This is a genomic window from Paenibacillus sp. FW507-14B1B, assembly GCF_058781425.1.
In genome coordinates this window covers 354,372-380,760 of sequence record NZ_JBYSWS010000003.1, presented here as the reverse complement: position 1 = coordinate 380,760, position 26,389 = coordinate 354,372, and the positions used below count along the sequence as shown (strand labels likewise).

Annotated in this window: 22 protein-coding genes; 11 read left to right on the top strand and 11 right to left on the bottom strand. The window is 46.7% G+C overall.

The window, feature by feature from the left end:
- Positions 1-152 precede the first annotated feature (152 nt).
- Positions 153-1,253 (top strand): threonine aldolase family protein, encoded by a 1,101-nt coding sequence (locus AC3WJJ_RS17425; RefSeq protein WP_492542632.1) that lies wholly within the window; start codon positions 153-155, stop codon positions 1,251-1,253.
- 85 nt (positions 1,254-1,338) lie between these two features.
- On the opposite strand, the gene pruA is transcribed toward AC3WJJ_RS17425, so the two are convergent.
- Entirely contained in the window at positions 1,339-2,886 is a 1,548-nt protein-coding gene (gene pruA, locus AC3WJJ_RS17420; protein ID WP_492542630.1) for an L-glutamate gamma-semialdehyde dehydrogenase, read from the bottom strand.
- Between the two features lie 142 nt (positions 2,887-3,028).
- Between pruA and AC3WJJ_RS17415 the strand changes: the two genes are divergently transcribed.
- Complete coding sequence (locus AC3WJJ_RS17415; protein ID WP_492542629.1) at positions 3,029-3,949, top strand: proline dehydrogenase family protein; 921 nt, start codon at positions 3,029-3,031, stop codon at positions 3,947-3,949.
- 199 nt (positions 3,950-4,148) lie between these two features.
- Here the strand turns inward: AC3WJJ_RS17415 and AC3WJJ_RS17410 are convergent, their stop codons facing one another.
- From AC3WJJ_RS17410 to fabF, 4 genes are all read right to left on the bottom strand, one after another.
- Positions 4,149-5,255: a stalk domain-containing protein gene (locus AC3WJJ_RS17410; RefSeq protein WP_492542627.1), complete on the bottom strand. Its 1,107-nt coding sequence runs from the start codon at positions 5,253-5,255 to the stop codon at positions 4,149-4,151.
- 17 nt (positions 5,256-5,272) lie between these two features.
- A complete protein-coding gene (gene rsiV, locus AC3WJJ_RS17405) occupies positions 5,273-6,145 on the bottom strand; it encodes an anti-sigma-V factor RsiV (RefSeq protein WP_492542626.1) in 873 nt (290 codons plus the stop codon).
- On the bottom strand, positions 6,138-6,656 hold the full coding sequence (gene sigV, locus AC3WJJ_RS17400; protein ID WP_492543087.1) for an RNA polymerase sigma factor SigV: 519 nt from the start codon (positions 6,654-6,656) through the stop codon (positions 6,138-6,140). The genes rsiV and sigV overlap by 8 nt, the downstream gene beginning before the upstream one ends.
- Before the next feature lie 166 nt (positions 6,657-6,822).
- Positions 6,823-8,061, bottom strand: a complete 1,239-nt coding sequence (gene fabF, locus AC3WJJ_RS17395) for a beta-ketoacyl-ACP synthase II (protein WP_492542624.1) — start codon at positions 8,059-8,061, stop codon at positions 6,823-6,825.
- A 133-nt stretch (positions 8,062-8,194) separates the two neighbouring features.
- Between fabF and AC3WJJ_RS17390 the strand changes: the two genes are divergently transcribed.
- Positions 8,195-9,037 carry a helix-turn-helix transcriptional regulator gene (locus AC3WJJ_RS17390; protein WP_492542622.1) on the top strand — a complete coding sequence of 281 codons (843 nt, stop codon included), beginning with the start codon at positions 8,195-8,197 and terminating at the stop codon, positions 9,035-9,037.
- Between the two features lie 124 nt (positions 9,038-9,161).
- On the opposite strand, the gene AC3WJJ_RS17385 is transcribed toward AC3WJJ_RS17390, so the two are convergent.
- From AC3WJJ_RS17385 to AC3WJJ_RS17375, 3 genes are all read right to left on the bottom strand, one after another.
- Positions 9,162-9,602 (bottom strand): DUF6097 family protein, encoded by a 441-nt coding sequence (locus AC3WJJ_RS17385; RefSeq protein ID WP_492542620.1) that lies wholly within the window; start codon positions 9,600-9,602, stop codon positions 9,162-9,164.
- A 192-nt stretch (positions 9,603-9,794) separates the two neighbouring features.
- Positions 9,795-12,743, bottom strand: coding sequence for a DEAD/DEAH box helicase (locus AC3WJJ_RS17380; RefSeq protein WP_492542618.1), 2,949 nt, complete (start codon positions 12,741-12,743; stop codon positions 9,795-9,797).
- A complete protein-coding gene (locus AC3WJJ_RS17375) occupies positions 12,740-14,392 on the bottom strand; it encodes an SWIM zinc finger family protein (protein WP_492542616.1) in 1,653 nt (550 codons plus the stop codon). The genes AC3WJJ_RS17380 and AC3WJJ_RS17375 overlap by 4 nt, the downstream gene beginning before the upstream one ends.
- A 151-nt stretch (positions 14,393-14,543) precedes the next feature.
- Here AC3WJJ_RS17375 and AC3WJJ_RS17370 point away from each other — a divergent pair, with 151 nt between their 5' ends.
- The gene (locus tag AC3WJJ_RS17370; RefSeq protein ID WP_492542614.1) at positions 14,544-15,164 is read left to right on the top strand and encodes a hypothetical protein; all 621 of its coding nucleotides are present in this window, start codon (positions 14,544-14,546) and stop codon (positions 15,162-15,164) included.
- A 51-nt stretch (positions 15,165-15,215) separates the two neighbouring features.
- Here AC3WJJ_RS17370 and AC3WJJ_RS17365 read toward each other — a convergent pair whose 3' ends face one another.
- Positions 15,216-15,386 carry a hypothetical protein gene (locus AC3WJJ_RS17365; RefSeq protein ID WP_422661584.1) on the bottom strand — a complete coding sequence of 57 codons (171 nt, stop codon included), beginning with the start codon at positions 15,384-15,386 and terminating at the stop codon, positions 15,216-15,218.
- 125 nt (positions 15,387-15,511) lie between these two features.
- The gene (locus tag AC3WJJ_RS17360; protein WP_492542612.1) at positions 15,512-16,342 is read right to left on the bottom strand and encodes an AraC family transcriptional regulator; all 831 of its coding nucleotides are present in this window, start codon (positions 16,340-16,342) and stop codon (positions 15,512-15,514) included.
- 137 nt (positions 16,343-16,479) lie between these two features.
- Here AC3WJJ_RS17360 and AC3WJJ_RS17355 point away from each other — a divergent pair, with 137 nt between their 5' ends.
- Together AC3WJJ_RS17355 and AC3WJJ_RS17350 are read left to right on the top strand one after the other, a co-directional pair.
- Positions 16,480-17,253: a sugar phosphate isomerase/epimerase family protein gene (locus AC3WJJ_RS17355; RefSeq protein WP_492542610.1), complete on the top strand. Its 774-nt coding sequence runs from the start codon at positions 16,480-16,482 to the stop codon at positions 17,251-17,253.
- A 27-nt stretch (positions 17,254-17,280) separates the two neighbouring features.
- Positions 17,281-18,300, top strand: a complete 1,020-nt coding sequence (locus AC3WJJ_RS17350; RefSeq protein ID WP_492542608.1) for a Gfo/Idh/MocA family protein — start codon at positions 17,281-17,283, stop codon at positions 18,298-18,300.
- Between the two features lie 141 nt (positions 18,301-18,441).
- Here AC3WJJ_RS17350 and AC3WJJ_RS17345 read toward each other — a convergent pair whose 3' ends face one another.
- Complete coding sequence (locus tag AC3WJJ_RS17345) at positions 18,442-19,398, bottom strand: phosphotransferase enzyme family protein (RefSeq protein WP_492542606.1); 957 nt, start codon at positions 19,396-19,398, stop codon at positions 18,442-18,444.
- Positions 19,399-19,725: 327 nt separating this feature from the next.
- On the opposite strand from AC3WJJ_RS17345, the gene AC3WJJ_RS17340 reads away from it, so the two are divergent.
- The 5 genes from AC3WJJ_RS17340 (at position 19,726) to AC3WJJ_RS17320 (ending at position 26,333) form a co-directional block, all read left to right on the top strand.
- Positions 19,726-21,486, top strand: a complete 1,761-nt coding sequence (locus tag AC3WJJ_RS17340) for a sensor histidine kinase (protein WP_492542604.1) — start codon at positions 19,726-19,728, stop codon at positions 21,484-21,486.
- Between the two features lie 49 nt (positions 21,487-21,535).
- Positions 21,536-23,101: a response regulator transcription factor gene (locus AC3WJJ_RS17335; RefSeq protein ID WP_492542602.1), complete on the top strand. Its 1,566-nt coding sequence runs from the start codon at positions 21,536-21,538 to the stop codon at positions 23,099-23,101.
- A gap of 87 nt (positions 23,102-23,188) precedes the next feature.
- Positions 23,189-24,514: an extracellular solute-binding protein gene (locus tag AC3WJJ_RS17330; RefSeq protein ID WP_492542600.1), complete on the top strand. Its 1,326-nt coding sequence runs from the start codon at positions 23,189-23,191 to the stop codon at positions 24,512-24,514.
- Positions 24,515-24,555: 41 nt separating this feature from the next.
- Positions 24,556-25,431: a carbohydrate ABC transporter permease gene (locus tag AC3WJJ_RS17325; protein WP_492542598.1), complete on the top strand. Its 876-nt coding sequence runs from the start codon at positions 24,556-24,558 to the stop codon at positions 25,429-25,431.
- A 104-nt stretch (positions 25,432-25,535) separates the two neighbouring features.
- Positions 25,536-26,333 carry a carbohydrate ABC transporter permease gene (locus AC3WJJ_RS17320; protein ID WP_492543085.1) on the top strand — a complete coding sequence of 266 codons (798 nt, stop codon included), beginning with the start codon at positions 25,536-25,538 and terminating at the stop codon, positions 26,331-26,333.
- The last annotated feature ends 56 nt before the right edge of the window (positions 26,334-26,389 follow it).

Genomic DNA, 26,389 nt, shown 5'->3' with positions numbered 1-26,389 from the left:
AACCTCCCTAAGGTTGCATGCTTTGCAATTCTGTATTTTATCATAGTGCTTGTGCTTTTTCACGTTGAGACGAGCTGGAACCTTAAGGGTATTATTCCCTTCATTCAAATAATATGAAATACTAATCTTATATCGAAAGGAGCGTGAAGCGAATGAGTACAGATTTAAGCCTAGTAGATGTATATAATGAGACCACTTACAAGATAACTGGACACGGGAATAGAGATGTTCAAGTGTTGAAGCAGGCTCTGGAGTCCTTTGAGGGGACCCTGAATAGTGATATGTATGGAAAGGGTACACTAATCGAGGATTTTCAAGACAAAATTGCGAATGTTCTCGGCAAAGAAAGTGCCGTGTTCTTCCCCAGCGGTACGATGGCACAGCAGATTGCTCTGCGGATATGGTGTGATCGACAAGGGGTGAAGAAGGTTGCATACCATCCTTTATGCCATCTGGAGATACATGAAGAGGACGGATTGAAGGAACTTCATCATATTGAGCCGGTGCTGTTAGCAGATCAAGACCGTTTAATTAAGCTGGATGATATTCTACAGATGAAAGAAAATATAGCCTGTCTACTGCTTGAATTACCGCAACGGGAGATCGGTGGACAATTGCCTGACTATCAAGAGCTTGAAGAGATTTCTTCCTATTGCCGTGAAAAAGGTATCAAGCTGCATCTAGATGGAGCAAGACTATTCGAGATCGTGCCTTATTATGAGAAATCAGCCGCAGAAATATGCAGCTTGTTTGATAGTGTCTATATCTCCTTCTATAAAGGGATTGGAGGGATTGCAGGCGCTATCCTTGCGGGCGAGGAGACCTTTACGAATGAATCGAAAACATGGAAAAGGCGTCACGGGGGAGATCTGATCAGTCTGTACCCTTATATCCTGAGCTCAGACTATTATTATGATCTAAGAGTGGGACGGATGGAGCAGTATTACGAGGATGCGAAGGAGCTGGCAGGTTATTTTAACCGCTGTAAAGCTGTTACAACCTTACCAGAAGAGCCTGTATCGAATATGTTTCACGTTCATTTCGAGCTGCCTAAGGAGAAGCTGGAGCCGATCCTTAAGAGCGTTTATCAAGAAGCAGACTTGGGGATGGTAGCTTATCTTAAGGATAATAGTGTGGGCGGTTGCTATAGTGAGATAAGTATTGGCGATCGATATGCTGATATACCGAGAGAGAGATTGGATAAGGGTTTTCATATGCTGGATCAGAAGATGGCAGAAGTCTCGGGCATTTAACCCTATTAAATATTTATGCTATTGAAAGTTAAAGGGCCGCGGGTTACGCGGCCTTTTTTCTATTCATACAAAATTTCAAGAAGGACTAATAGCGCTCCGATACCAGCTTCGCTTGGGTGAACAGAAGGAGATAGTCACGACCGCCTGCCTTGGAGTCTGTACCAGACATATTGAAGCCACCAAAGGGATGTGTGCCCACAAGCGCCCCGGTGCATTTGCGATTGAAGTATAAATTGCCGACATGAAAATGCCGCCTTGCGGCTTCCAGATGGGCCCGGTTGTTCGAAATCACCGCACCTGTTAAGCCATAGTCCGTGTTATTGGCGAACTCCAGCGCTTGCTCGAAAGATTGAGCCTTGGTAAAGGCAAGCACAGGTCCGAAAATTTCCTCTTGGGAGATTCGCGCCCCAGCATCTACATCAGCGAAAATCGTCGGTTCGATGAAGTACCCACTCGGATCACCGGTATTACCGCCATAAACCAAGCGACCTTCCTGCTGTCCAATCTCTACATACTCTTGAATCTTACGATATGCTTTTTCGTCAATCACGGGCCCGACTTGTGTTGCTGCTTCCGCAGGATCTCCTACTACTAGCTTACGTGTCCGGTCCACCACCTTCTCGATCACAGAATCATATACTTCTGCATGGATGATAGCTCTTGAACAAGCAGAGCATTTCTGACCGGAGAACCCGAATGCTGAGGCTGTGATCGCGTCCGCCGCAAGATCAAGGTCTGCATCACGATCTACGATGATCGAATCTTTACCGCCCATTTCAGCGATGACCCGCTTGATCCAGCGCTGACCGGGAGCTGTTCGTGCGGCACGTTCGTTAATTCGCAGACCCACATCACGCGAACCGGTAAAGCTGATGAAGCGGGTCTGTGGATGATCCACCAGATAGTCACCGACCTCGCTGCCCGGTCCCGGCAGAAAGTTCACAACACCCGGTGGCAGGGACACTTCTTCCAGCAGCTCCACGAATTTAGTAGCGATTACGGGAGTTGTACTGGCTGGCTTCAAGACAACGGTATTGCCAGCGACGATGGAGGCGGCTGTCATGCCTGCCATGATGGCGAGTGGGAAATTCCAAGGAGGAATAACAATGCCAACACCGAGAGGGATGTAATACAGTTCGTTATCCTCGCCACTCAAGCTCGTGAGTGGCTGTGAATGACTAAGTCGCTCCATTTCGCGCGCATAAAATTCAAGGAAGTCGATAGCTTCTGCTGTATCGGCATCGGCTTCGGCGCGGGTCTTTCCAGCCTCGAGTGTAAGCATGGCTGAGAATTGGAACTTACGGCGGCGCATGAGAGCAGCGGCTTTATACAGGTATCTTGCACGTTCTTGTGGATCGGTTAGCTTCCATGCTTCGAACGTTAAGGACGCAGTCTGAATAGCTTTCTCGGCAAGTGCAGTATCTGCCTGAGATACCACACCTACGATCTGATCTTTGCGGGCGGGGTTTACGGATAGGACTGTTGTTTGTGTATCGATTCTTTCCCCACCGATGATCAGGGGATACCTATTCCCGAGGGTGGCTTCCGCCTCCGAAAGTGCAGTATCGTATGCCATGCAGTTTAGCTTATCTGAGAAATCAGTGAACGGTTCATTTCGAAACGGGACTCTCATGGGGTACGACTCCTCCCTTTTATGTACTGCTATTAGAATATGAACGATGACCTGAAATCCGAATTAAAACCTAAAAATTCCTGCATATTTCCTAGAAAACAGCATTTCTTAACCATATAAGGGACCTGAAAGGGGAAACGGTATGGACGGCACAGAATTTTACCGGAAAGTACTGCTCACGGTGGCCGGCAACAAGATCGTGGAACGATTGACGCTCAAATATGGTAGGAAAATGGCGCGGAAGTTTATCGCAGGGGACACGCTTGAGGAAGCACTCACAGAGACAACACGTCTTAATCAGCTAGGAGTTATGGTTACGCTGGATCATCTTGGTGAGGGGATCACTTCTTTGGAGGAAGCGACTGGATACAGGGACCAGTACATTAAGTTGTTGGAGGGGATTCATGAGCATCAAGTGAATGCTAACGTATCTTTGAAACCGACACAGATGGGACTGTCCTTGGAGCATGAGGCTTGTTATACCAATGTAAAATCTGTTGCAGTTCGAGCGAAGGAGCTTGGTAATTTCGTACGATTGGATATGGAGGATTCCTCCTTTACGCAAGCTACGATTGATATGACCTTACGGCTTCATGCGGAAGGACTCAGTAACGTGGGCACCGTGCTTCAAGCGTATCTATTCCGTACAGATGATGATGTAAAAGCGTTAATGAAAGCAGGTGTTAATCTACGACTGGTCAAGGGAGCTTATAAAGAGTCTGCAAGTATTTCATCTCAGCGTATGAGTGACATCATTGAACGATATAAAAAGATGATTAAGCAGCATCTTGATCAGGGTCTGTATACGGCGATTGCGAGCCATGATGACCGAATTATTAACTGGGTAAAAGATTATGCTGCTAAGCAATGCATCCCGAGGGATGCTTTCGAATTCCAGATGCTGTATGGGCTGCGTATGAATGATCAAGCTGAGTTGGCCCGTGAAGGATACCGTATCCGGTGCTATACGCCATATGGGACGATGTGGTATCCGTATTACACAAGGCGTTTAGCGGAGAAGCCTTCGAATTTAATGATGGTGGTCAAAAATATGTTTAAGTAATGCACAAAATGTAACCCTGACATTTGTGTGACGCTACGCGGACGGACTATTGTTCCAATCGCTGTTGTCTTCGCTACTTTGAGTGGAATAGTTATCATAGTCTTTTCTAAAAGCACGAAAAAACGCTCCTTCATAGGAAAGGGAGCGTTTTTCTATATTTCATATTTAGGTACATAAATTGAGCTTGAAATGCTGACTTTTATTTCAAAGTAACTGTGATGTCACCATTTGCACCCTTCACGGTTTCGGCATGAAGAATATCCGTCAGGAAATTCAGTGGCACATAGACGTGGTTTTCATGCAGAACAGGTGCTGCGCCGAGTTTGTGTGGAGCCATTTTACCGAAGAAATAGCTGTCTTTCCCTACGGTTACAGAAGTCCAGATCGCATCTTTACGGACTTCAACCGTTTTGGACTTGTTGTTCCATTTGACGTCAAATTGCAAAGCGCGTACCACATCCGCAAGCGGAATCATGACCTTGCCATCGTCCGTTGTGAGCGTGGATTTCGCCTTAATCACAGTACTTTCACCATTCGTATTGGTGCTTGGAAGGTCGAAGGTGAATTCAGGCGTTCCGGTCGAACCCGGAGCGATGCTGTACTCCTCAAAGACAACAACAACTTTACCATCGGTAGTTACATAGAAGGACTGGTCGTTGCCAATTCCCTGAAAGCCGTCTTCCCCTTCAAAATAATTCTCTGCATCGGCTGCAATAGCCGATTTGATTTTGGAATCAATCATTTGCTTATAATCGTTACCGAACAGATTCTGAAGCGTAACCAGAGTAGCCTGCTGCTCATCTAAGAAATTGTATGTGTCCACACGTAGCGCAGGGGAGTTGCCAGTTGTAATTTCAGTGTTCACTTTCAGGGAGATCAGATTTGGGATCGTTCCTGTGCCATCTGCTGTAAGCTCATAGGAAATATTAAGTTCGTATGGGCGCATGGTTTGACCATTTTGCTTCGCAATTTGAGCCATTTCCTTAGCTTCTTTCTTCCAGTTAGCCAAGTCTTTAGAGGCATGCGATTCGATAATATCATTCAATTGGGCCTGATATTTGGCATCCTTCAATCCTTGGAAGACAGGGATCTGGATGTTCGTTACGAGTGCAGACTCATCAGACTTCAATGTTTTGTAGGTAAGGATTGCCGATGGATTCGAAAGAGCAATGGCCTGAGGCTCGGCTGTTGTCTGCGCATGCACCTCTGTCATGAACGCACATGAGCCGGCCAGTAGAATCACACCGCTTAAACCAGCAGCAATGCATTTTTTCTTGAGTGGTGTTGTCGCTTTATGGGTTGTCATCATAATTGGCCTCCTATTTATTTAATATATTCGTGACTAACGAGCACTTCCGCGAGTACTTCCGTTGGAATGACGAATTCCGCCACACCCATATATCCTGGTGCAACATCGTATTTGTTGAAGGAAATGACCAGCTTGCCATCTTCGTTAATGTAAAAACTCTGATCCTTAGCGATGTGCTCAAAAGGAGTTACAGGATCATCTTTGGAAGATTCAACCCAGTAGATCTTGTTCGCGTCATCCTTCATTTGCTGAACCATCTGTTGTTTAATATTTTGGCTGATCACTTGAATGAAGCTGTCGTCTTTAAATAGGCTTGGCAGCGTAATGACAAGATTCTCCTGTTTGTCGATCGTGTCGTAAGTCCGCGTCTCATTCGAGGAGCCTGCAGTGGTTACCACATAACGAGATAAGGTTAGCAGACGCTCATTATTCGTTACGACTTTATAGCCGCTGTCGAGACTCATATGCGCGTCTCCTGATTTCTCTAACTCTTCCACTTCGGTTTTGAAGGATTCATACAGTTTCTTATTCTCCTCCGCATACTTGCTGTTCAGCGATTCTTGCAGCGGTTCATTATCTAGGCCGGTAATGGCAGGTGTCTGAATATGAGCTTCGGAGGAGTCATTTCCTTCTCCATGCCCACTGATCGTAATGACTTTAACCAGCTTGCCAATGACGGGGACATCTGCAACAGCAGAGGCAAAGGCAGGACTCGTATTGATACCTGTTACGAGCAGGATGGAAGCTGCTGCCGTGCCTACAATAGACTGCACAGCGGTGCGGCGCTGTTTCCGCTTTTTGATAGCTCGTTTGACGATGCTATTTAATTCGTCTGGAATCGGAATGTTTTCGTGTTGTTTTTTCATGTTGTGTAATTTGTCATCCATGAGGATGTACCTCCTTGAGCTGATCTTCATTTAAACGTATCCGCAGTCGCCTCAATGCCTGGTATAATCGGGTCTTCACCGTATTGGTGTTCTCCTGAATGACTTCCGCAATATCTTCGATTTTCATATCTTCAAAATATCTGAGTATAATGACCGTTCGGTATTTTTCCGGCAGATCATCTACGGATTCGGTTAGATCTAGATTGGGATACGTATCACTCTGACCGGGCAGGAATGATTCCAATATCTCATCTTCCATAACATGTACATGCTTTTGTTTTCTTAAGAAATCAAGAGAGGTTGTGACGACAATGCGGTAGAACCAGCTCTTGATCGAACCCTGATTTTGTAGTTTATCGATGGATAGGAATGCTTTATGGATTGCGTCTTGTACGATGTCGAGAGCATCGTCTTTATTTTTAACATAACTGTAGGCCAGTCTGTAGACGCTCTCTTGATGTTCGGTAATACAATCCATAAGAAGCTTTTCCTGTTTCCGGCCACCTCTCATGTGCACATGACACTCCTTTGCTGCGCGCGCAAGCGATCCATTGCAATTGGTTTTCACAGGCAAGACGTATGGGGGGGTGAAAAAAGTTTGCGCAGTGGCAGAATTTTTTCGGAAATAAGAAAAGACCCCAAACGGGGTCTGGATTGTTCCAGTTATATTCCTTAGCTTACATCTCAAATTTCTTCATCACAATAGCGGAGTTATGTCCTCCAAAGCCAAAGGAATTCGACATGCCGATGCGTACATCGGCTCTTCTGGTTTCATTCGGGACATAATCCAGATCACAGGCAGGATCCGGCGTATCCAGATTAATGGTAGGGGGAATGATTCCTTCCTGCAAGGTTTTCACAAGAGCGATAGCTTCGGCCCCGCCGGAAGCACCGAGCATATGACCCGTCATCGATTTATTAGCTGTTACAGGAATACGGTAGGCATCCGGTCCGAAGACATGCTTAATGGCGGCCGTTTCTGAACGATCCCCAATCTCTGTACTCGTTGCATGAGCACTAATCACGTCGATCTGATCGGGGGAGAGATGAGCTTCTGCAAGCGCCAAATTCATCGCCCGGGCCGCTCCATGACCATCCGCTGGTGTTGCAACCATGTGGTAAGCATCAGAACTTGCGCCGTACCCAATCACTTCACCCAAGATCACTGCATTTCTACGGAGAGCATGCGTCAGAGATTCCAATACGACAATGCCTGCACCCTCAGCCATAACAAACCCGTCCCGTCCTGTATCGAAGGGGCGACTCGCTTGCAATGGCTGATCATTTCGAGTGGACAAGGCCGTTGCATTCGCGAAGCTGGCAAGGGATATGTCTGTAATTGCGGCTTCAGTTCCTCCTGCCAGTATGATGTCGGACCTTCCCGCTTGGATGTTAAAGAAAGCTTCTCCGATGGCGGTATTGCCGATTGAACAAGCGGTTACTGGAGCTAGGGATGAGCCTAAAGCTCCGTACTTGATGCTCACTAGAGCAGCCGCCATATTCGGAATCATCATCGGAACGAGGGTGGGGCTGATCCGCTCCGGTCCGCGTGATGACAGCGTAGCACTCTGATTCATTAAGGTCTGAATTCCTCCAATTCCGGAGCCAATGTACACACCCATCCGTTCTCGATTGATCTGATCAAGCTGGAGTCCAGAGCTGTTAAAGGCTTCATCTGCTGCTGCAAGTGCGAACTGGCAGAAACGGTCCATTCGCCGTGCCTCTTTGACACCAAATCGTTCAATGGGATCAAAATTCCGAACGCTCCCCGCAATCTTTACCTTTTGCTTCGTTGTATCAAAAGCTTCTATATGTGAAATGCCAGACTGTCCCTGTACCAGTTGGGACCAGAATGTTTCTACATCGTTACCAAGTGGCGAAATGATCCCCATACCTGTGATCACGACTCGTTCCATATGATCAACCTCCAAGAATATATAACGTGTTATTCATAAGGTTATGATGTCACGTGTGTTATCCTATTACAAGATACGGTTTATCCTAGTATAATTAGTGCCTGCCATTAAGGGATAGGAAAGGAAGGTCATGATGAATTCACAACCCCGTCTTCAAGCGTTATCAGCATTTTTGAAATCCCAGCGGGCCAAACTCTCCCCGGAATCTGTAGGTTTACCAGCAGGGACCCGGAGAAGAACGCCAGGACTGCGGAGAGAAGAAGTGGCGCAACTCGCTGGCGTTAGTACAACATGGTACACCTGGCTGGAGCAAGGGAGGGACATACAAGTCTCATCATCGGTTCTGGATTGTGTAGCTAACGCACTGCAGCTCAGCGTAGATGAGCGTAAATATTTGTTCTCGCTAGCCTATGAATCAAGTACGAACTCCTATACGCATAAACTGGATGCGGCTCAGATGAGTCCATCCCTACACCGAATTATTAAAGAACTCCAATGTTGTCCTGCGATTATCTCTGACCGGATGTGCAACATTGTTGGGTGGAATAGCGCTGCTGCTCAAGTGTTCATGGATTTTGAACGCATCCCGCCAGAGGAACGAAATATGATTCGTCTATTGTTCACGCGTAGGGAATTTAAGCGTCTAGCAGTGAACTGGGATCAGTTTGCAAGCGGATTTCTCGCGATGTTTCGTTCGTACTATGGACAATACGTGGAGGATAAGTGGTACGAATTGTTTCTAGATGAAATGAAGAGGGCGCATCCCGAATTCACTCGTATGTGGGAGCAGAGTCAAGTCAGCTATGCCCCTGAGGGGAATCTTGAATTTAGACATGCGAAAGCCGGAAAAATGATATTTGAACTTACATCCCTTCATGTCTATGGAAACGATAATTTACGCTGTAGTATCTACACGCCTGTGCCAGATACGAATACAGAGGCGAAGATGCGGCAGTTGACAGAAGAAAGGGCATAAGGGTAACCCTTATGCCCAATCTCTCCGTAGCGTAAATAGATCTTTAAGTTCGTTGGTTGATAACTCGGTAATCCAGCCTTTGCTGCGGTCAGTTTGATATACAAATATGTAAACGAAATCGCATTCAGGCGTTATTCATCTGTAGTTTGTATTTCAACTCGTGGTAGATCCGGCCATACAGCTTCTTCCGAATTGAAGAATGAGCCACAGCCAGCACCAAGGTCACTACAATTAGTGCAGCCGGCACAATATACAAGACGGGATTGTCTACGAAAAAGCCGAAAATATCATAATCCCGGTCAATCCAGCGTCCATAGATAAAAGCCGCAGCGATTATTAGCAGGACAGGGAGGGCGAACAAACCGGAAAGGATATTAACTCTTTTCATTTTTTTATATGTAGATTGAAAAGTATCTTCACCCAAATATTGTTCGAGCAGCATGACTTGCTTATCGAAGGAATCACTTTTTTGTACTCTCAGCTCATTGGATGAAATATGTTTGTGCAATAAATCGAGTTCTTGACTGAACTCCAACGATTGTTGAATAGTTTTTCCAATATTCATAATCAGCCCCTACCTCTCATAAAATTCCGGTTATATTACTAGATATAATCCAATAATTTCCGCAGTTTTCTATTATAGTGCACATGACAAATTTCTACAATAACGTGGTCATTTGAAATATCAACTCAATGAATTAAAAAAACGAGCCTTTAGAAACGTTTCTAAAGGCTCGTTTAGAGGTAAGGGATACATTTATGCCCAATCTCTCCGTAGCGTAAATAGATCTTTAAGTTCGTCGGTTGATAACTCGGTAATCCAGCCTTCGCTGCTTGAGATGACGTTGTCACTGAGCTGCTGCTTACTCTCCAGCATCTCATCGATTCGCTCCTCTAGCGTACCGAGGGAGATGAATTTGTGCACTTGCACATCCTTCGTCTGTCCCATGCGGTAGGCGCGGTCGGTCGCCTGATTCTCAACGGCTGGATTCCACCAGCGGTCGAAGTGGAAGACGTGATTAGCAGCCGTCAGGTTGAGGCCGACACCGCCTGCCTTGATCGAGAGAATGAAGACGTTCGGCTGTTCAGCGGCAGGCAGTGTGCGTGACTGAAATTGATCTATCATCCGGTCACGTGCGGTCTTGGAAGTACTTCCGTTTAAATAGAGCACAGGCTCGCCAAGCTCTTGCTGCAATACCTGCTGAAGCATCTCTCCCATTCCGATGTACTGGGTGAAGATAAGGCATCGTTCGTCTTCCTCACGCAGTTCCTTGACCATCGACAGAAGTCGTTCCAACTTGGAGGAACGATTGATTAACGTCTCTGTATCCAGCATTCTTCCGGAAGCCCCCGATATTTCAGGAAGTGCTTCCTTGGTCAACAGCATCGGATGATCGCACAGCTGCTTCAGCTGCGTTAGTGCCGACAAAATGGCACCCTTTCGTTCAATCCCCTCCAGCTTCTGCATTCGTTCCATGAGCTGATTCACGCTCTGATCGTAGAGCGCGCCTTGCTCGGTCGTAAGATGAATATATGTCTTCATCTCATTCTTCTCCGGCAGATCCAGCTGGATCGCCGGGTCTTTCTTCTTGCGCCGAAGCATGAATGGCTTCACTAGCTTTTGCAGATCGGCCGTCTTCTGCTCGTCATGATCCTTCTCGATTGCTTGAATGAAACGGTTCGTGAAGGCCCTCAGATTTCCGAGATATCCCGGATTAATGAAATCATATATAGACCATAGCTCAGACAGTCTGTTCTCAATAGGCGTGCCGGTTAACGCAATACGGTGCTTCGCCGGGATGCTGCGGACCGCCATAGATTGTTTTGTCTGAGCGTTCTTAATATTTTGAGCCTCATCCAGGCAGATCGCTTCCCATTTGAACTCTTTAAGCAGCTCCTGATCAAGCGTAGCGGTGGCGTAAGAGGTCAGGACAATGTCGTGATGACTTGCTTCCTCCTGGAATTCCTCACTACTGTAACGTTTGCTTCCATAGTGAAGCATAACCCGAATGGATGGAGCGAAGCGGCTTAGCTCCTTCTGCCAGTTGCCGAGCACTGAGGTTGGGCAGATGAGAAGCGAAGGTAGCCTTGATTCCTGATCGGTCGTCGTTTCTTTCACATGTAGCAAATAGGTGATGAATTGAACGGTTTTGCCGAGTCCCATATCGTCAGCAAGACAGGCACCCAGTCCGAAACGCCGCAAAAAGGCAAGCCAAGCATACCCCTCACGCTGATATGTTCTAAGCTCTGCTTGAAGGCCTTCCGGTATAGGTAGCTCTGGCCACTCGTTCTGTCTTTGAAGCTGACTGATCAGTCCTACCAGATGCTCATTCAGCTCAACTTCTAGCTTGATGCGTGCAGGATCTTGCTCTTCTGGTTCCTGATCTCTGTTATCCGGTGCATCTTCATTTCCGAGTAAGTGGAGGTGAAGGATGTCTTGGAACGACAACCCTTGCGATGAATCCATTCCTGCCATGGCCTGGCGGATCTGGGCCACCAGTGCAGGATCAAGCGCGATCCACTGTCCGCGGAAACGAACAAGTCGCTCGTTCCGTGCGACAAGGGCTGCGAACTCTTCTTCGGTGAGGCTGGTATTGCCAATAGCAATGCGCCAATCGAAGTTAACGATCGAGTCAAGTCCGAACAGTGAATTTCCTGCACTGCGCTCACTGCCTTCTCCAGATCGAACCTTGGCGCGAAGCTTCGGCTTCTTACGAGTAGCTGCTTCCCACCACGCTGGAAGAAGTACCTGCCAGCCCGTCTGAAGCAGACGCTGGCTGTCTACTGTCAGGAACTGCCACGCAGCTTCATCGGATAAAGCGGAGCTGATGATTTCTTCGCCGTGACTTAGCATATGAGCGGGGAGCGCAGCGCGCAGGCGCTCAAGCCAAGCAGCGGACCGCTCGTGAACATGCGGTGTCCATAGTTCTGGCCAAGAGCCATAGGCACTGCCGTCGTCTGCCAGCCGAACGGGACAGAGCAGAGCAGGGTCGCGCTTGTCTTGAAGGACAAGCTTAAGCCGCCATTCCGTCTCTTCCTCATCGGGTTCTAGTAGTTGAAGGAGTGGGCGGAAGGGAGCCGTGTCCGGTTTCCAGCCAATAGCAATAAGCCAAGACTGTGCATCCATTCCAGCTGCTGCAGATCGATCTCTCGCGAAGAGAAGAGGATATTCCCGGCGTAAATCAGCGGATTCCGCTTCTGTTCCATAGCATATGTCGAAGACAGCGGCGGAGAAAGCCGCGCCTAATCCTTCTCCAAGTAAGGGATCATCCTCTAACTGTGCTAAGACAGCACGTCCTTCCGGATTGATGGCCTCTGGGTCCCAAGTCCACTGTAGCTTTCCAGCTTGATAGGCAGTAAAGCTTGGAACAAAGGCTCTTTGTTCAATGCATTTAAGGAGCATGGGAGCAAGCTGAATAAAAGGTGCACTTTCATCCCCCCACACCCACTCAATATGACTGAGCAGCTTCATTCCAGCAAAGAAAGGAATGACCTGTTCTGCAGGCAGCAGTACAAGTTCAACATCCTGAATCTGCTGGACTTCCAGCTCCGTTCCATACATGGATTCTTCATGCCAAGCGAATAGTCGCTGCTTCAAATATTGCCCAGACAGGTAGCTTTGCGTTAGAGATGAGCCATAGATGAGCGCATCTCCATAGGCGCTTAATGTAATCTGGACGGTGATGGTTTCGGTATGATGGCTCATGATATCAGTTTTCCTCTCCGAAGCTCTTCCTGAAGTGCCCGAAGACGGCTGTGTCGTCCAGCGAATGTGGTAATGAAGGACTCCCAGCGTTCTTCTTGCTTCATTTTTTTGTACAGCTTGGACAGCCGCTTAAGCAGCTTAACTGCTGATTTATAACTGGATCTATTCTTCTGCAGGACGTATCGTTCTACGGCTTGATGGAAGAAGGGCAGCAACAGTTCAGGCGCATGCTTTTCAATCGGTTGCAAGACGCTGACACGGAATTCTAACGGTTCCCGTCCTGTACTGAGCTGATAGTCCATCCACTCATGCCACTTTCCGTGGGCAAGCAGCGTTTCCTGGTAGATGTCCCTTGAGTGAGGTAGCATGTCCACAAGCGTGTCCCATAGGTATTGCTCGGCTTCAGGCAGCTCCTGAACAGCTTGATCCCAGTAAGCCATATAGCTGTTCAGCTTATGATTTCGGTAGTTGGCTAGCAGTGGTCCAGTCTCGGTTAGCCATTTGGTTAAGCGAGTCCAATCCTTCGCTTGAGAAAGCACCTCAAGGTAATGGATCAGATGCTCTGGCTGGATAAGAAGTGCTTTATCGGCTGCACGGAGTAAATCAAAGGCTTCTTGGTCCTGTAAAAGGTAAAAATGCATCAGACTTTGAGCAAGCATGCCGGCAGCTCGTGAATAGGCACTTCCAAGTTCAGCTTCAGCTGATTTTAAATATCGTAGCTCATCGGCATAGACCTCTGTATCCCCTTGATGAAGATGGAGCCCGTACTCCCAGAATTGTTTGTAGATATGGGAGAAAAAAGGATGATATCGTGATTCGGTCAGCATTTTACTTCGCAAGTAAGCTAGCGTCTCGCTTACGCGTGGTGACTGCCCGGAATCCCCCTGAAAGGAAAATTGCCCAGAGACGAATCTTTGGTCAATATCCTTCTGGAGATCATCTGCAGCGATCTGAACGTGGTAGCCCATAAATAGGCCGGAGCCAATTCCCTGATTCGGTGGTTGCTTGACGAGCTTATCCAAAACAAAGAGACGGGCGTGAAGCTCGAATAACGGCTCCATGATCCCCGTCAGGGAAGGCTTGATGCTGTAGATGGCCTCCAGCGCATTTCTGGAGTAGAGCGAGTTTAAGGTGTTTATTCTAAGTGCTGCGACACATTGACCAAATAGTCGATGCCAATCTGAGATGGGCATGTCCGGTAGACTGCGCGCTTGCTCCCGAATCGCTGGAAAATCATCCGATTGTCTGTTCTTAGACGCGGCTGAATTCGGGCCAACATCTAATTCGTCCGAAGATGTCACACCAGCCCGGATGAGCGTGGTGGAATGCGCATTTACGAGCGCGTGAACAGAGCGCCCTTGCTTGCTCGCAGCTTCCAACAGAACGGCTACCATATGCTTGCACTTATGTCTGACCGGACAGGTACAGCGGCTATCCTCAAGTGTTCCGGGAACCAGGTTCACGAAATAATCGTCAGTTCCACGAACGATCGCTCTAATGCTCTCTTCACTGGGCATATCTAACTGTCCTACCCGGCCTTGTTTGTAATATTGAAATCCGCGCTTGATCGTCAGATCCGTAAAGTACGCGGCTGTATTGTGTATGAGTGTCTGCCACTCTAGATCATCCAGCGGCTGGATAAGGTTCATAATGAATCCATCTCCCGAAAAGCGAATAGTTTTACGGACTCTAATCTACCATATCCAGGCGAGCGAATAAATAAGTTGGTAGAGAAAGGACGAGTCTAATGGAATATATTGTATAATAAATACAATGATCTTTTGGTCAAGGGGGGTATGCATGTTAAGACACAGTAAAATTCTTAAACCCGTGCTACTAGTGTTACTTCTTATATCCGTATTATTTAACTTTTACGCTTATCATAAAATGACTAAAACAGAGGCTACACTGAATCAGGTTTCTAGTATTGTAGTTCACAATAATTTTATTGATTACGACAAAATTAGCTCTATTTCTTTCTCATTAAACCAAACGATTGCTGAAGAAAAGATGTATCTTGATGAAGCATCCTATTTGCAAAGGTCTTTCATGCAGTTATTCAATTCGTATCAAGAATTAATCCAGTTATATGCAAATTTGCATGAATGGGATGGGGATCGAGTAATTGGTATGTATCCATTACTAGAAATGTTGCAAGACTATGCTGGGTTCATCGACTATTTATCGAAAACATCGGCCGTAGAGGAAGAACAATCGAGGGAATATCTCAAGTTATCGGAACAGGAGCTCCAGAGCTTACGAATGATATCAGAAACGATAGATCAGTTAAATCAGATAAGGGAGAAAAGTAAGACAGATCACCTAGAAGATAGCTGGGTGAACACAATAATTGCAAATGATAAATATGTATTCTCACCTGAAGTAATAGAGAAGCACAAAGCTTTCATGAAATACAGGTAGACGAAGCGTAACAAAAGCCCCGGGACCCCGGGGCTTTCTACTGTTCTAGAATCAATACCGCCGATTTCTCTTTTCATCAATATAGAGCTCTACCGCTGTGGTAGCCCGGATTAAAAATTTAATGAGAAGATACAGTGCATATAAGCCGAGCAGCATGAACAGTCCATTTCCAATGAACATCAGAGCCGGCCACAAACCAAACATGGAAAATCCCATATCCACTTTCATCCCACCTCCTTCTGGAATCTTACTTATAGTAGAAAATCTGTTTTATTCCACAATTTAGAAATTTAAATCTAACTTTAACATAATTCTTGAAGGGTGAGGAGGGGAAAAATGTAAGGTTATCATTTGAGTTCGCTCGAACCTGCTATCGACCCAGTCACTGCCGTTTCGGCTTCCCTAAACTTTACGGGGGCCATACCATATTTCGCACGGAACACCCGGTGGAAATACGAATAGCTTGCGAAGCCGCAGGTTTCAGCAATTTCTTCTAGTGTCATCGAGCTGTACTTGATACGCTCGACCGCAGCGTTTAGCCGGATTTCCAGTGCATACTGGATCATCGTTTTGCCGTAGCATGCTTTGAACAATTGAACGGCGCGGGATAGACTAAGTCCGACATGCGCAGCCGCCTCTTCGAGTTTGAACGTGACGGTAGCGTGTTCTTCAATAAATCTCTTTAAGCGTAGCGCCGTGAATGCAGAACGGTCCGCGGGTTTCGTTTCCGTAATCGCACGATCCAGACAAACACATAGTCCCCGAAGCAAATACCCGATTAACTCTAAATCCTCTTCAGGTCCACGTCTTTTCTCAAGGAGCAGTTGTCTCCATAGGCCTAGCAGGTGATCGTCAATACTAATGTGATTGACCTTATGACGTTTCACACGTCTCCACCAAGAATCAATCCAATCCCCATCGCAAAAAATATAATAATCCCCGCTGGATATACGTCCGTCACTCTGCTCTTCCGTTACTCGAAGCTCATACTCATCTCCAGGTTTAAGTAATAGTAAATCTCCAGCTTGAAGACGATAATCCTTGCCGTTACAGCTCGCCACACAAGAACCCTCCGTTTGCAGGCGGAACAAGTAGGTGGTCAAGCCACTCTTATGGCTGTTGCAATAGGGTTCGCTGTGATATGAGTAATCGCATATTAGTAATCTAGCTTCGGTCATCATATTACCTCCAACCTAAATAACAAGCAGATAGTTCATGTTTTGACAATATAGTTTATGTTCATTGTAGCTTAGTCCCATGTATGATGGTATCAAATAGAGCAATGAAATTAAACTTTGAATAGAGGTGTCCTTCTATGAGAAAAATGGGGATCGGATTGCAATTGTATACACTGCGTGATGAGACTGCGCAGGATTTCCGAGGTACGCTACGCAAGGTAGCAGAACTAGGCTACGAAGGCGTTGAATTTGCAGGTTATGGAGATATTCCAGCAGAAGAAATGAAAACGCTTCTTCAAGAGCTAGGACTTCAAGCTATCGGAAGTCATGTTGGATTGCATCTGCTTCGTGAGGACCTTCAGAAGGAAATAGATTATCTAAAAACCATCGGTGCCAAATATATGATGTGTCCTTATGTTTCACCTGAAGATCGTTCGAGTGCAGAAGATTGGAAGAGTCTGTTTGCATTTCTAGAGGACGTCGGAACGGAAGCACGGAAACAAGGTCTGGTGTTTGGTTACCATAATCATGCCTTTGAATTTGAAGATAAAGTAGGCGACTCCTTCGTGTTCGATGCGATGTATGAAGCTACTTCTCCGGAAGCCGTTCAAGTTGAGATGGATGTGTGCTGGGTACAATTCGCAGGTCAGGACCCGCTAGCTTACATCCCGAAATATGCAGGTCGGCTGCCGCTTCTTCATTTGAAAGACTTCAGTAAGGACGATCAAGGCGAGATGAAGACGCTTGAGCTGAGCCAAGGATCCGTAGATCTGCCAGCCGTGATTCAAGCTGCTTCCAATGCAGGAACGCAGTGGTTAATCGTGGAGCAAGATGTATGTCAGAATCCTCCACTAGAGAGCGTATCAAATAGCCTTAACTGGTTGAAGAATAACTATCTGAATCAATTTTAATCTAGCCCCTAAAGGAGACCATTCATTATGAACAAAATTAAAGTTGCCGTATTCGGCTGTGGTGCTATCGCACAGCGTAGACATATTCCAGAGTATGCCGCGAATTCTAACGTAGAGCTGGTTGCATTTGCTGATCCGAACAAGGAGCGCGTAGAGGCAGTTGCAGAACAATATGGTGGAACAGCTTACACAAGTTATGAGGAACTGCTAAAGAATGAGAAACTAGATGCGGTTAGTGTATGTACACCTAACTATTTGCACGCATCCATGAGTATTGCGGCAGCGAACGCTGGATTGCATGTATTAGTTGAGAAGCCGATGGCTACGACAGCAGAAGAAGGACAACAAATGATTGAAGCTGCTCGTAGGAATGGCGTGTTTCTAATGGTGGGACACAACCAGCGTCTAATGCCTCCACATGTTAAAGCGAAGGAAATTCTCGAATCTGGTAAGCTTGGAAGAGTACTTACATTCCGTACTTCATTCGGTCATGGTGGACCTGAGGGTTGGAGCCTTGATGGACGAGATAGCTGGTTCTTCCGCAAAGATGAAGCGCTTATGGGTGCAATGGGTGACCTTGGTGTGCATAAATCCGACTTTATCCGTTATTTACTGAATGACGAGATCGCTGACGTGGCTGGTTTCATCGGTACCATTCATAAAGAAGGAACCGATGTAGATGACAACGCAACTTGTATCGTCCGTATGGAAAGTGGTGCAATTGGAACGATCATGGCAAGCTGGACACACTACCGTTCCGGCGATAACAGTACAGTGCTGTGGTGTGAGAACGGGGTAATGAAGATTGGTGCAGTCCATGGGGACGAGGTTATCGTTGAACTGACGAATGGTACAGTGGAGACTTACAAAGTCGGTGCGATGGCAACGAATGAGAAGCAAGTTCCAAGTGGTGTTATTGATGCATTCGTGGATTCGATTCTGACGAACACGCCTCCATCCATTTCCGGTGAGGAAGGACTGCGTTCACTGAACGTGATCTTGGGCGCATTCGAATCACAGGATACAGGAAAAATTGTAAAGCTGTAAGTGAGATCATTAAGCTGAGGAGACTCTCTTACAGGAGACACATTTTTGCTCGAAAAGGTAAAAAACAGGCCGCTCAAGGGTTATCCTTGAGCGGCCTGTTTGAGTTTTGTTGAGCGATTTGTATAGTGTAGATCATCACATTTAAATAAATAGCTTAGCAACCGGCGTGCCTTCCTCAATATCGGCTTTCATCTTCAGTAGATAATTCTTCGTACGCTCATCCATTTCACTTTCGTTCACGAACTTCGAGAAGTAGATGAAGGAATACGTGTTACGGTAATCCATGAAGAAGGGAATCCGTTTGATCCAGTCTTCACTTAGTGTATTCTCCTTAAGATAGCCATTCATGAAGGAGTCGATGAAGCGGACGGAAAACTCGGCTTTACGTTCCTTAGGAACGGTCTGTACAGCATGATAGATGGCAATAGCGATATCGTAAGCGAACCAATGATATCCGGCATCCCCGAAGTCGAAGAAGATGATCTCGCCGTCTTCCACATGAAAATTATTATGATGCAGGTCATTATGAATAATCCCGTAGCTGTCCCGGTCCTTCGGGAACGTTTCTAGAATACTAATATATTCATTCCATCTTACATGCACCTTTTCTCCAGCGGCTTCAGGGAATGTACCTGTGAAGATTAACCCTTCATTCCACTGCGGGAAGGACATGCGATGAACGAATGAATTAGGATTGCTCTTACCAAGCGTATGCATCTTGCCCATACCACGTCCCCATTGTTCGATCACGTCGAAACCTGACTCCAGATCTGTCAGTGGTTTACCTGGAGCCTTGGCCAAAGCGATGACATAATATTGCTTCGTCCCATGAGATACTTCCTCAATGAGAAGACCGTCCCTGGATTTTATAGATCCTGCAATGTGTAACCCGTTCTCTGCTAAGTAGGCCATCCATGTCAGCTCTCTGATGACGGAAGCTTTATTGTATTTGGATGCATCTAGAAATTTCATAATGAACCGGTGACCATCCTCACCGATATATTCGTATACATTCTCGCTAAATCCCCCGAGACTATGCAGGGAATAAGAGGATCTGCCGAATTTTTGAGCCCCTTGATCCAAAATAGCCTGTTCCATTTGAAAGCCTCCTTTACGCTGATCTCGATAGGGTCGCTTCTGTTCTCATCCTACTCGGATGGCAACTCTTATCTATTATTCACAAGTCTAACGAAGATGGGGACAGGTTGCAAAATTGAACGCACATTGCCATCGCTTTCAGGAGAATTACGCATCGACTGGACGATTTTATCCCTAATCATTCATCAACTAATCATTTACTCGGATAACCACTGTACTCTAAGATAGATTTTAAAAACCGAAAGACTGTAAGCGCTTGCCAGAAAAAAGAGCGAAGAAGACGACATGTATAGGAATGCAGGTACTTAGAAATTGGGGTGAAGTTGTGTGAAAAGATGGCTCGGTAAATCGCTCAAACATAAGCTGTCACTGCTTATTATTATTGCAACAATGGTTCCTCTGCTCTTCCTTGGGCTGTTCTCTTACAATATGGCGGGCGGTATTACTGAGGAAAAGGCCAAAATATCAGGAATGAACACGCTGCGCCAGCTCGATGCCTACTTAGTTACCATGGCGAAGGATGTCGAGAATATGTCGCTGTTTCTAATCGGGCATAGCGAGGTTCAGAGCTATTTAAAGTCAAGAGAGAGGGAGAGTAATTATACACAGCAGACATCCATTATTAGTTTTTTAACGAATCTTGCCTTCTCGAAAGGTTACATCGCCAATATTATTATCGAGCCCCTTGGAGCGAAACAGCCGATATCTCATAAGTCCCTACTTCGTTCTGAATTTATTGACATTACAGAGGAAACGCCAGGGTACTACAAGGAACATCCCAAATGGTGGTCTAACGTCCACCGACAGTGGACATCGGATGGAATGCGTCAGGTCATTACCCTAGCTAGGCCGATACGTAGTACGGATAAGTATAAGCTGATTGGAAATGTTCAGATCAATGTGGACCAGGCCGTGATTGCGTATCAAGTTAGACAAGCGGCACTGGAGAAGAGTGGTTTTGTCCTATTGCTGGACGAGCATGACCGGATTATTGCTGGCCCGCCCGATATGGAGACAAATATTTCACTATCGACCTTCTATCCGGGGATGGAGAAGATGGAGGGGTTAAGCGGAACGCTGAACTATGGAGAAGGATCTGGTATGAAGACGGTGCTCTATAAATCCGTATCCGGTGTGAACTGGAAGCTTGTTGGTATTATTCCGGCAGCAGAATATCGTTCCCAGAACCAATATGTTCTGACGCTAACCGCCGTTGCCGTCACAGTTGCAATGCTACTGGTTGTCTTTCTCGTTGTTTTTTTAATTCAAAAAATTACAAAACCGTTATCCACTTTGACCAAGTTTCTCAAAAACTCAAGTCCTGAGGAGCCGCTGCCGGCAATTCCTGTTACGACGATTGATGAGGTGGGACAGCTGGTTATCAGTTATAACCGTCTAAGTTCGCGGATTGTGAAGCTGACGGAGGAAGTGAAGCTCAGTGAGTCTCTAAAAAAAGAGGCGGATATGCAGGCACTTCAGGTACAGATCAATCCGCACTTTTTGTACAACACACTGTCTTCCATTCAGTGGCTTGCCTTGATGAATAAAGACAGTAAAATTGCCGAGATGGTCGGCTCACTCAGTGATTTTCTAAGATTTAGTCTGAATAATGGCCAAGAGTACTGCTCTGTTCATCAAGAGATGGAACATGTCCGGAATTACGTAAACATTCAATCGATCCGATATCCTAATAAGCTAATCTTTCATGTGCATATGGATAATTCGATAGCTGAACAGAAGATGCTGAAACTGCTGCTTCAACCGCTGGTCGAGAACGCGATGCTGCATGGGATTCTAAAGAGGGATGGAGTAGGAACCATTACGATTCATGCAAGCTGTGATGAAGACGGCATTCATTTTACGGTAGAGGACGATGGTGTTGGCATGAATGATGAACGTCTGTCTTGGTTGCGTGCTCAATTGGAGCTGCATCCCGCTCATGAGCAAGAACGACCTCCCCAAGGAAGCTACGGTCTTCGTAATGTAAACAACCGGCTATATCTTCATTATGGCAAGGAATCTGTACTGCGAATTGAGAGCACGGAAGGGCAGGGTACACGGGTGATGTTTACGCTGCCAGTCCTGTAAAGATGGAGAGTTTGACATCGATAATGAAGTGAAGGGAGTTGAGCAGGGGATGAAGGTGCTCATTGTGGATGATGAAGTGATTATACGAACGGGGCTAAGTACGGTGATCGATTGGGAGAGCTGCGGATTTTCGGTGCTGCGACCAGCGGCATCAGGGGAGGAAGCCTTGAACCGCATCACCGAAGAGCAGCCGGACATTATTTTTACGGACATACGAATGACAGGGATGAGCGGGCTGGAGCTGGCTCGCGAAGTGATGAATGAGCACCCTGATACAGAGATGATCGTGATCTCCGGCTTCGATGAGTTCGTATATGCTCAGCAGGCGATGCGGGAAGGTGTTAGCGAATATCTGCTCAAGACAAGTCGACCCGATGAAATTTTGCAGGCAGCCGTTCGGGCAAAGTCCCGGATTGAACAGCGGAGGCAAGGGGATGAGGCGGGTAGGGTACAAGAACGAGAAGTTAACCGCCATTTTCTTAGAAGGGTACTTACGACAGACTCACATCTAGATGAGCAAACGGTATCCGAATTATGGGATAGATATCCTGAACTGAGCATTACACCAGGACAGCATTTGCTGCAGGTCTGGATAATCTCCTTAAGGCACAATTCAATTGGAGAAGAGAAGTCTTCTGTGCATGAGGAGCTCTACCCGATGTTGGGTGAGAAGCTGACCAGACGATTACCCTATGGATGTGAGTGGATTGAGTGGAGTAATGGACTTCTCCTCGTAATTCGAATTGAGGCGATCCGGAAGGGAAGCATTCGGTTGGAATGTGAGCTGCGAGGGCTTGAGGAGGAGCTTAACTGCACTACCTTTGCCGCAAGTGGGCAAGCCGCTGCGGACGTAAGTGAACTACGAATGGCGCTCGAAACGGCTAGAGATACGTCGGCATATGGATGGCTTCTGGGGCACAAAGGATACGTACGATATGAAGATATCCGTGAGCGTAAAGGTATGAGGTCTGTATGTACGATGGATGAGGAGAAAGAGCTTGCAGCATGGCTTCGAGCTGAGGACCCTTTGGTGCTGAAGAGGGGGATTGCGGAGCTTTTGTCACATCTTCGGCAGGACCCTGAGGCGACACCGAGCTCTGTGCAGGCGTATCTGCAGACCTTGATTGTAGCAGGTCATCGCTGGCTGGAACGAGCAGTGCAGTCCATTGGGCGTACGTATGAACCACCGAATGGATTGAAGCTGGATCTAACGCAGCTTACCCAAAGTCCAGAGAATGTACTTCAAGAGCATTTTGAATCCATTATCGCGCGGCATACTGAGCTGATATCTGGCATGAGTCCTGTGCAGCGAGCGGTTAGCTATATTCATGAACATCTGGGACAAGGTCTGTCACTTCAACAGGTCGCAAGGCATGTACATATGAATTCGAATTATTTTAGCGAGTTATTCAAACGGGAAACGGGCAAGAATTATATCGAGTTCGTGACTGGGGCCAAGATGAAGAAAGCCATGACACTGCTTCGGGAAACGCCAGCTAAGATTAGTGAGGTTGCGAATGAAGTGGGCTATGAAGATCTGAAATATTTTAACAGACTGTTCAAAAAATTCACGGGTCTAACTCCTTCTGACTATCGTGCAAAAGCTGAAGTTTAACCCTCTATGGACTGAAATATGTCCCCTACGGCCCTACAGCCTCCTCTTCTATACTAGGGTTATTCATGTAATCAAGGAGGGTCAATGATGAAATCAATACAAAAAATGGGTCTTGTATTAATTATGCTTACTATGATCTTGGCTGGTTGCGGGTCATCCGGAAGTACTGAACCGAAACCTGAAACCGCTAACAAAGGAGAAAAAGTCAAACTAACCGTCTGGCATAACTTTGCCGGCGATGATCTCCGGGCTAAGACAGTACGAAGCTTCATCGAGCAATTCGCTCAGGATAATCCAGATGTTGAGCTTGATGCTCAGGCGATCCCAGTAGACGGCTACAGACAGCGTCTTAGTACGGTTGCTGCTGCGAATGAGTTGCCGGACCTGATGTTCGTTTATGCAGGAAGCCACTCGGCGGAATTGTATAAAGCCGGGCTACTCCAGCCCATTACGGATGTACTGAATGAGCATTCGGAATGGAGAGATAAGTTCCTGCCAGGCGCTTTTGATCCATTTATGTTTGAGAAAGATCAGATTTATACAGCTCCACTCGCCATGTCGGCCACTTCAATTCTGTATTACAACAAAGCTCTATTCGATAAACACGGCGTTAAAGTTCCAACAACTTGGGACGAAATGATGACCGCAGTTAAGGCATTTAATGATCAAGGTGTGACACCGATTGCCCTAGGTAATAAAGCTCCATGGGTCGCACAATCAACGATTATTGGCTCGCTAGCGGATCGGGTAACAGGAACGGAATGGTTTAAGAATGCCGCAGCGCAGAAAGGTGCGAAGTTTACGGACCCTGAATTCGTGGAAGCACTGGGGTATTTCAAGCAGCTTGTAGATAACAAAGCGTTCCAAGAAGGTGCGAATAGCATTGATAATACGCAAGCCGAGCAATATTTCATTCAAGGCAACGCAGCGATGATGGTGAGCGGTGCTTGGACCCTTACGAATTTGGCAGCTTCTGCAACAGAAGATCAGATGAAGGACATTGAAGTAACCGTTCTGCCAGCAATTCCAGGAGGCAAAGGCGACCCGAACACCATCACGGGTGGAGCAGGCGGTGGCCTTGCACTGAGCAAACGGACCGAAGGTGCTGCAAGAGAGGCTGCCCTGAAACTGATCTATACAGTTAGTGGACCTGAGGCGCAAAAGGCGATCGCGGAAAGCAACTCGATGGTGATGTACGACACGGATGTTGATCAAGCCAAAGTAACATCGCTCTATTACAAAGCATTTAACTTGGTGAAGACGACAGGAATTACCCCTGTATACGATGCGTATTTATCGGCTGAAGCAGGTGAAGCGATCAATAATGGACTACAGGAACTTATGATGGGTGGAACGCCTGAAAGCGTGGCGAAGAAGCTTCAAGATGCACAGGCCAGATATACATCGGAATAATGAGACTTCTAAGGGTGTCAGAGGAAAGGAGGGAGTCTTAAGTGCCTACAGCTATTCGAAGTAAAGGATTTATTGCTCTAGCTCTGCTTCCGGCGCTTCTGCTATTCCTGGTATTTGTTATCATTCCGGTTTTCTGGTCGGCATACTACGGCTTCTTCAACTGGAAAGGACTCGGTGAGGCCAAGTTTATTGGCCTCGGCAATTATAACGAAATTCTACATGACCGGATATTCTGGAGGGCGCTGCGTAACAACCTAATTATCGTGGCATCATCGCTTGTAGGTCAGATCCCGATTGCGCTTATACTGGCAATTATGCTGCTTAAGAATTCATTCTTCTCCAGATTAATTCGCTCAGCTGTGTTCATGCCTATGGTCTTATCAACGGTTGTCGTAGGTCTGATCTGGGGTTATATCTATCATCCGCAGTTTGGACTTGCGAACAAGGTGCTGGAGATTATAGGGCTCGAATCTTGGACACGAGCCTGGCTGTCTGATCCGAAGTTCAACATGCTGGCGATCTCTATACCAATCAACTGGAGCAACATCGGTCCGTACTTGGTCATCTTTATTGCAGCATTGCAGAATATCTCCCCTGAGGTGAATGATGCAGCCCAAATCGACGGTGCGACACGTTGGAAGAAGCTCATCTTAGTCACCCTTCCCATGATTTGGGGGACTGTGGTCGTCACCATGGTTCTCTGCATTTCGGGAAGTCTGAAAGCATTCGATCATGTCATTGTGATGACAGGCGGGGGACCGGCTCAATCTACGGAACTGCTTGCTACTTATATGTACAATAATACATTTGATGTTTACCGGTATGGATACGGCTCTGCGGTGTCAACCATGATTATGATCATCAGCGCGTTGCTGCTGCTTATCAATTATGGACTGACTCGTAAGAAAGCAAGTTGATGGAAAGGAGGGGGCCTGTGAAACAACAGACACTTTCAACGAAGACAGCTGGAGAACTCGTATCCCCTAGCCGAAAGCTAGCTGCAAGAGGACTATCCGGAGCCTTGAAGTTGCTGCTGCTAGTGTACGCCTTGCTTACGCTGTATCCACTGTATTGGTTGTTTATTAGCGCATTTAAGACAAACCAGGATTTCTTCAACAATCCCTATGGATTGCCCCTGGTATGGATGAAGGAGAACATCTTCCGAGCATGGGAGATGGGGAATATGGGAAGGGCGCTCATGAACTCTACGATCGTTACGATTGCCTCTGTTGCATTAACGATTGTACTCAGTGTCTTGGCAGCGTATGTACTGGCCCGGTTTCAGTTTCGTTTCAAAAAGGCCGTGATGGCACTGTTTCTGGCCGGTATGCTTATCCCGATCCATAGTACACTCGTTCCGTTATTTCTAATGATGAAAGAGATAGGACTGCTTAACACTTATGGCGCGCTGATCCTGCCGTATACGGCTTTTGAGCTGCCAATTGCGATATTCTTAGCGATGGCCTATATGGCTTCGATTCCAAGAGAAATTGAGGAAGCGGCCATGATTGATGGAAACGGTTGGTGGGGGATATTCGGGCGGATTATCCTGCCACTCTGTACCCCAATTGTAGCGACCATATCTATTCTTGCTTTCCTGCGCTTCTGGAATGACTTCTCCTTCGCGCTTGTGTTCATTAATTCGCAAGCACTGAAGACGCTGCCACTGAGTCTGTCTCTGTTCTCAGACGGCTTCGGAACGGATTACAGTCTTACAATGGGAGCGATGGCGATAGCGGTAATTCCAACGATCGTCATTTATCTGATCCTGCAGGAGCAGATCATGAAGGGCATGGTGGCTGGGTCGATCAAGGGATAAGAATCGCTCATTATTAATCTTAGCTCTTCAGTCACTACGAGTGCGGATCATTCTTC

What these genes read in the sequence shown, in the direction of transcription:
- AC3WJJ_RS17425 (WP_492542632.1), top strand. Translation starts at nt 153, where the DNA reads ATGAGTACAGATTTAAGCCTAGTAGATGTATATAATGAGACCACTTAC.
- pruA (WP_492542630.1), bottom strand. Translation starts at nt 2,886, where the DNA reads ATGAGAGTCCCGTTTCGAAATGAACCGTTCACTGATTTCTCAGATAAG.
- AC3WJJ_RS17415 (WP_492542629.1), top strand. Translation starts at nt 3,029, where the DNA reads ATGGACGGCACAGAATTTTACCGGAAAGTACTGCTCACGGTGGCCGGC.
- AC3WJJ_RS17410 (WP_492542627.1), bottom strand. Translation starts at nt 5,255, where the DNA reads ATGACAACCCATAAAGCGACAACACCACTCAAGAAAAAATGCATTGCT.
- rsiV (WP_492542626.1), bottom strand. Translation starts at nt 6,145, where the DNA reads ATGGATGACAAATTACACAACATGAAAAAACAACACGAAAACATTCCG.
- sigV (WP_492543087.1), bottom strand. Translation starts at nt 6,656, where the DNA reads ATGAGAGGTGGCCGGAAACAGGAAAAGCTTCTTATGGATTGTATTACC.
- fabF (WP_492542624.1), bottom strand. Translation starts at nt 8,061, where the DNA reads ATGGAACGAGTCGTGATCACAGGTATGGGGATCATTTCGCCACTTGGT.
- AC3WJJ_RS17390 (WP_492542622.1), top strand. Translation starts at nt 8,195, where the DNA reads ATGAATTCACAACCCCGTCTTCAAGCGTTATCAGCATTTTTGAAATCC.
- AC3WJJ_RS17385 (WP_492542620.1), bottom strand. Translation starts at nt 9,602, where the DNA reads ATGAATATTGGAAAAACTATTCAACAATCGTTGGAGTTCAGTCAAGAA.
- AC3WJJ_RS17380 (WP_492542618.1), bottom strand. Translation starts at nt 12,743, where the DNA reads ATGAGCCATCATACCGAAACCATCACCGTCCAGATTACATTAAGCGCC.
- AC3WJJ_RS17375 (WP_492542616.1), bottom strand. Translation starts at nt 14,392, where the DNA reads ATGAACCTTATCCAGCCGCTGGATGATCTAGAGTGGCAGACACTCATA.
- AC3WJJ_RS17370 (WP_492542614.1), top strand. Translation starts at nt 14,544, where the DNA reads ATGTTAAGACACAGTAAAATTCTTAAACCCGTGCTACTAGTGTTACTT.
- AC3WJJ_RS17360 (WP_492542612.1), bottom strand. Translation starts at nt 16,342, where the DNA reads ATGACCGAAGCTAGATTACTAATATGCGATTACTCATATCACAGCGAA.
- AC3WJJ_RS17355 (WP_492542610.1), top strand. Translation starts at nt 16,480, where the DNA reads ATGAGAAAAATGGGGATCGGATTGCAATTGTATACACTGCGTGATGAG.
- AC3WJJ_RS17350 (WP_492542608.1), top strand. Translation starts at nt 17,281, where the DNA reads ATGAACAAAATTAAAGTTGCCGTATTCGGCTGTGGTGCTATCGCACAG.
- AC3WJJ_RS17345 (WP_492542606.1), bottom strand. Translation starts at nt 19,398, where the DNA reads ATGGAACAGGCTATTTTGGATCAAGGGGCTCAAAAATTCGGCAGATCC.
- AC3WJJ_RS17335 (WP_492542602.1), top strand. Translation starts at nt 21,536, where the DNA reads ATGAAGGTGCTCATTGTGGATGATGAAGTGATTATACGAACGGGGCTA.
- AC3WJJ_RS17330 (WP_492542600.1), top strand. Translation starts at nt 23,189, where the DNA reads ATGAAATCAATACAAAAAATGGGTCTTGTATTAATTATGCTTACTATG.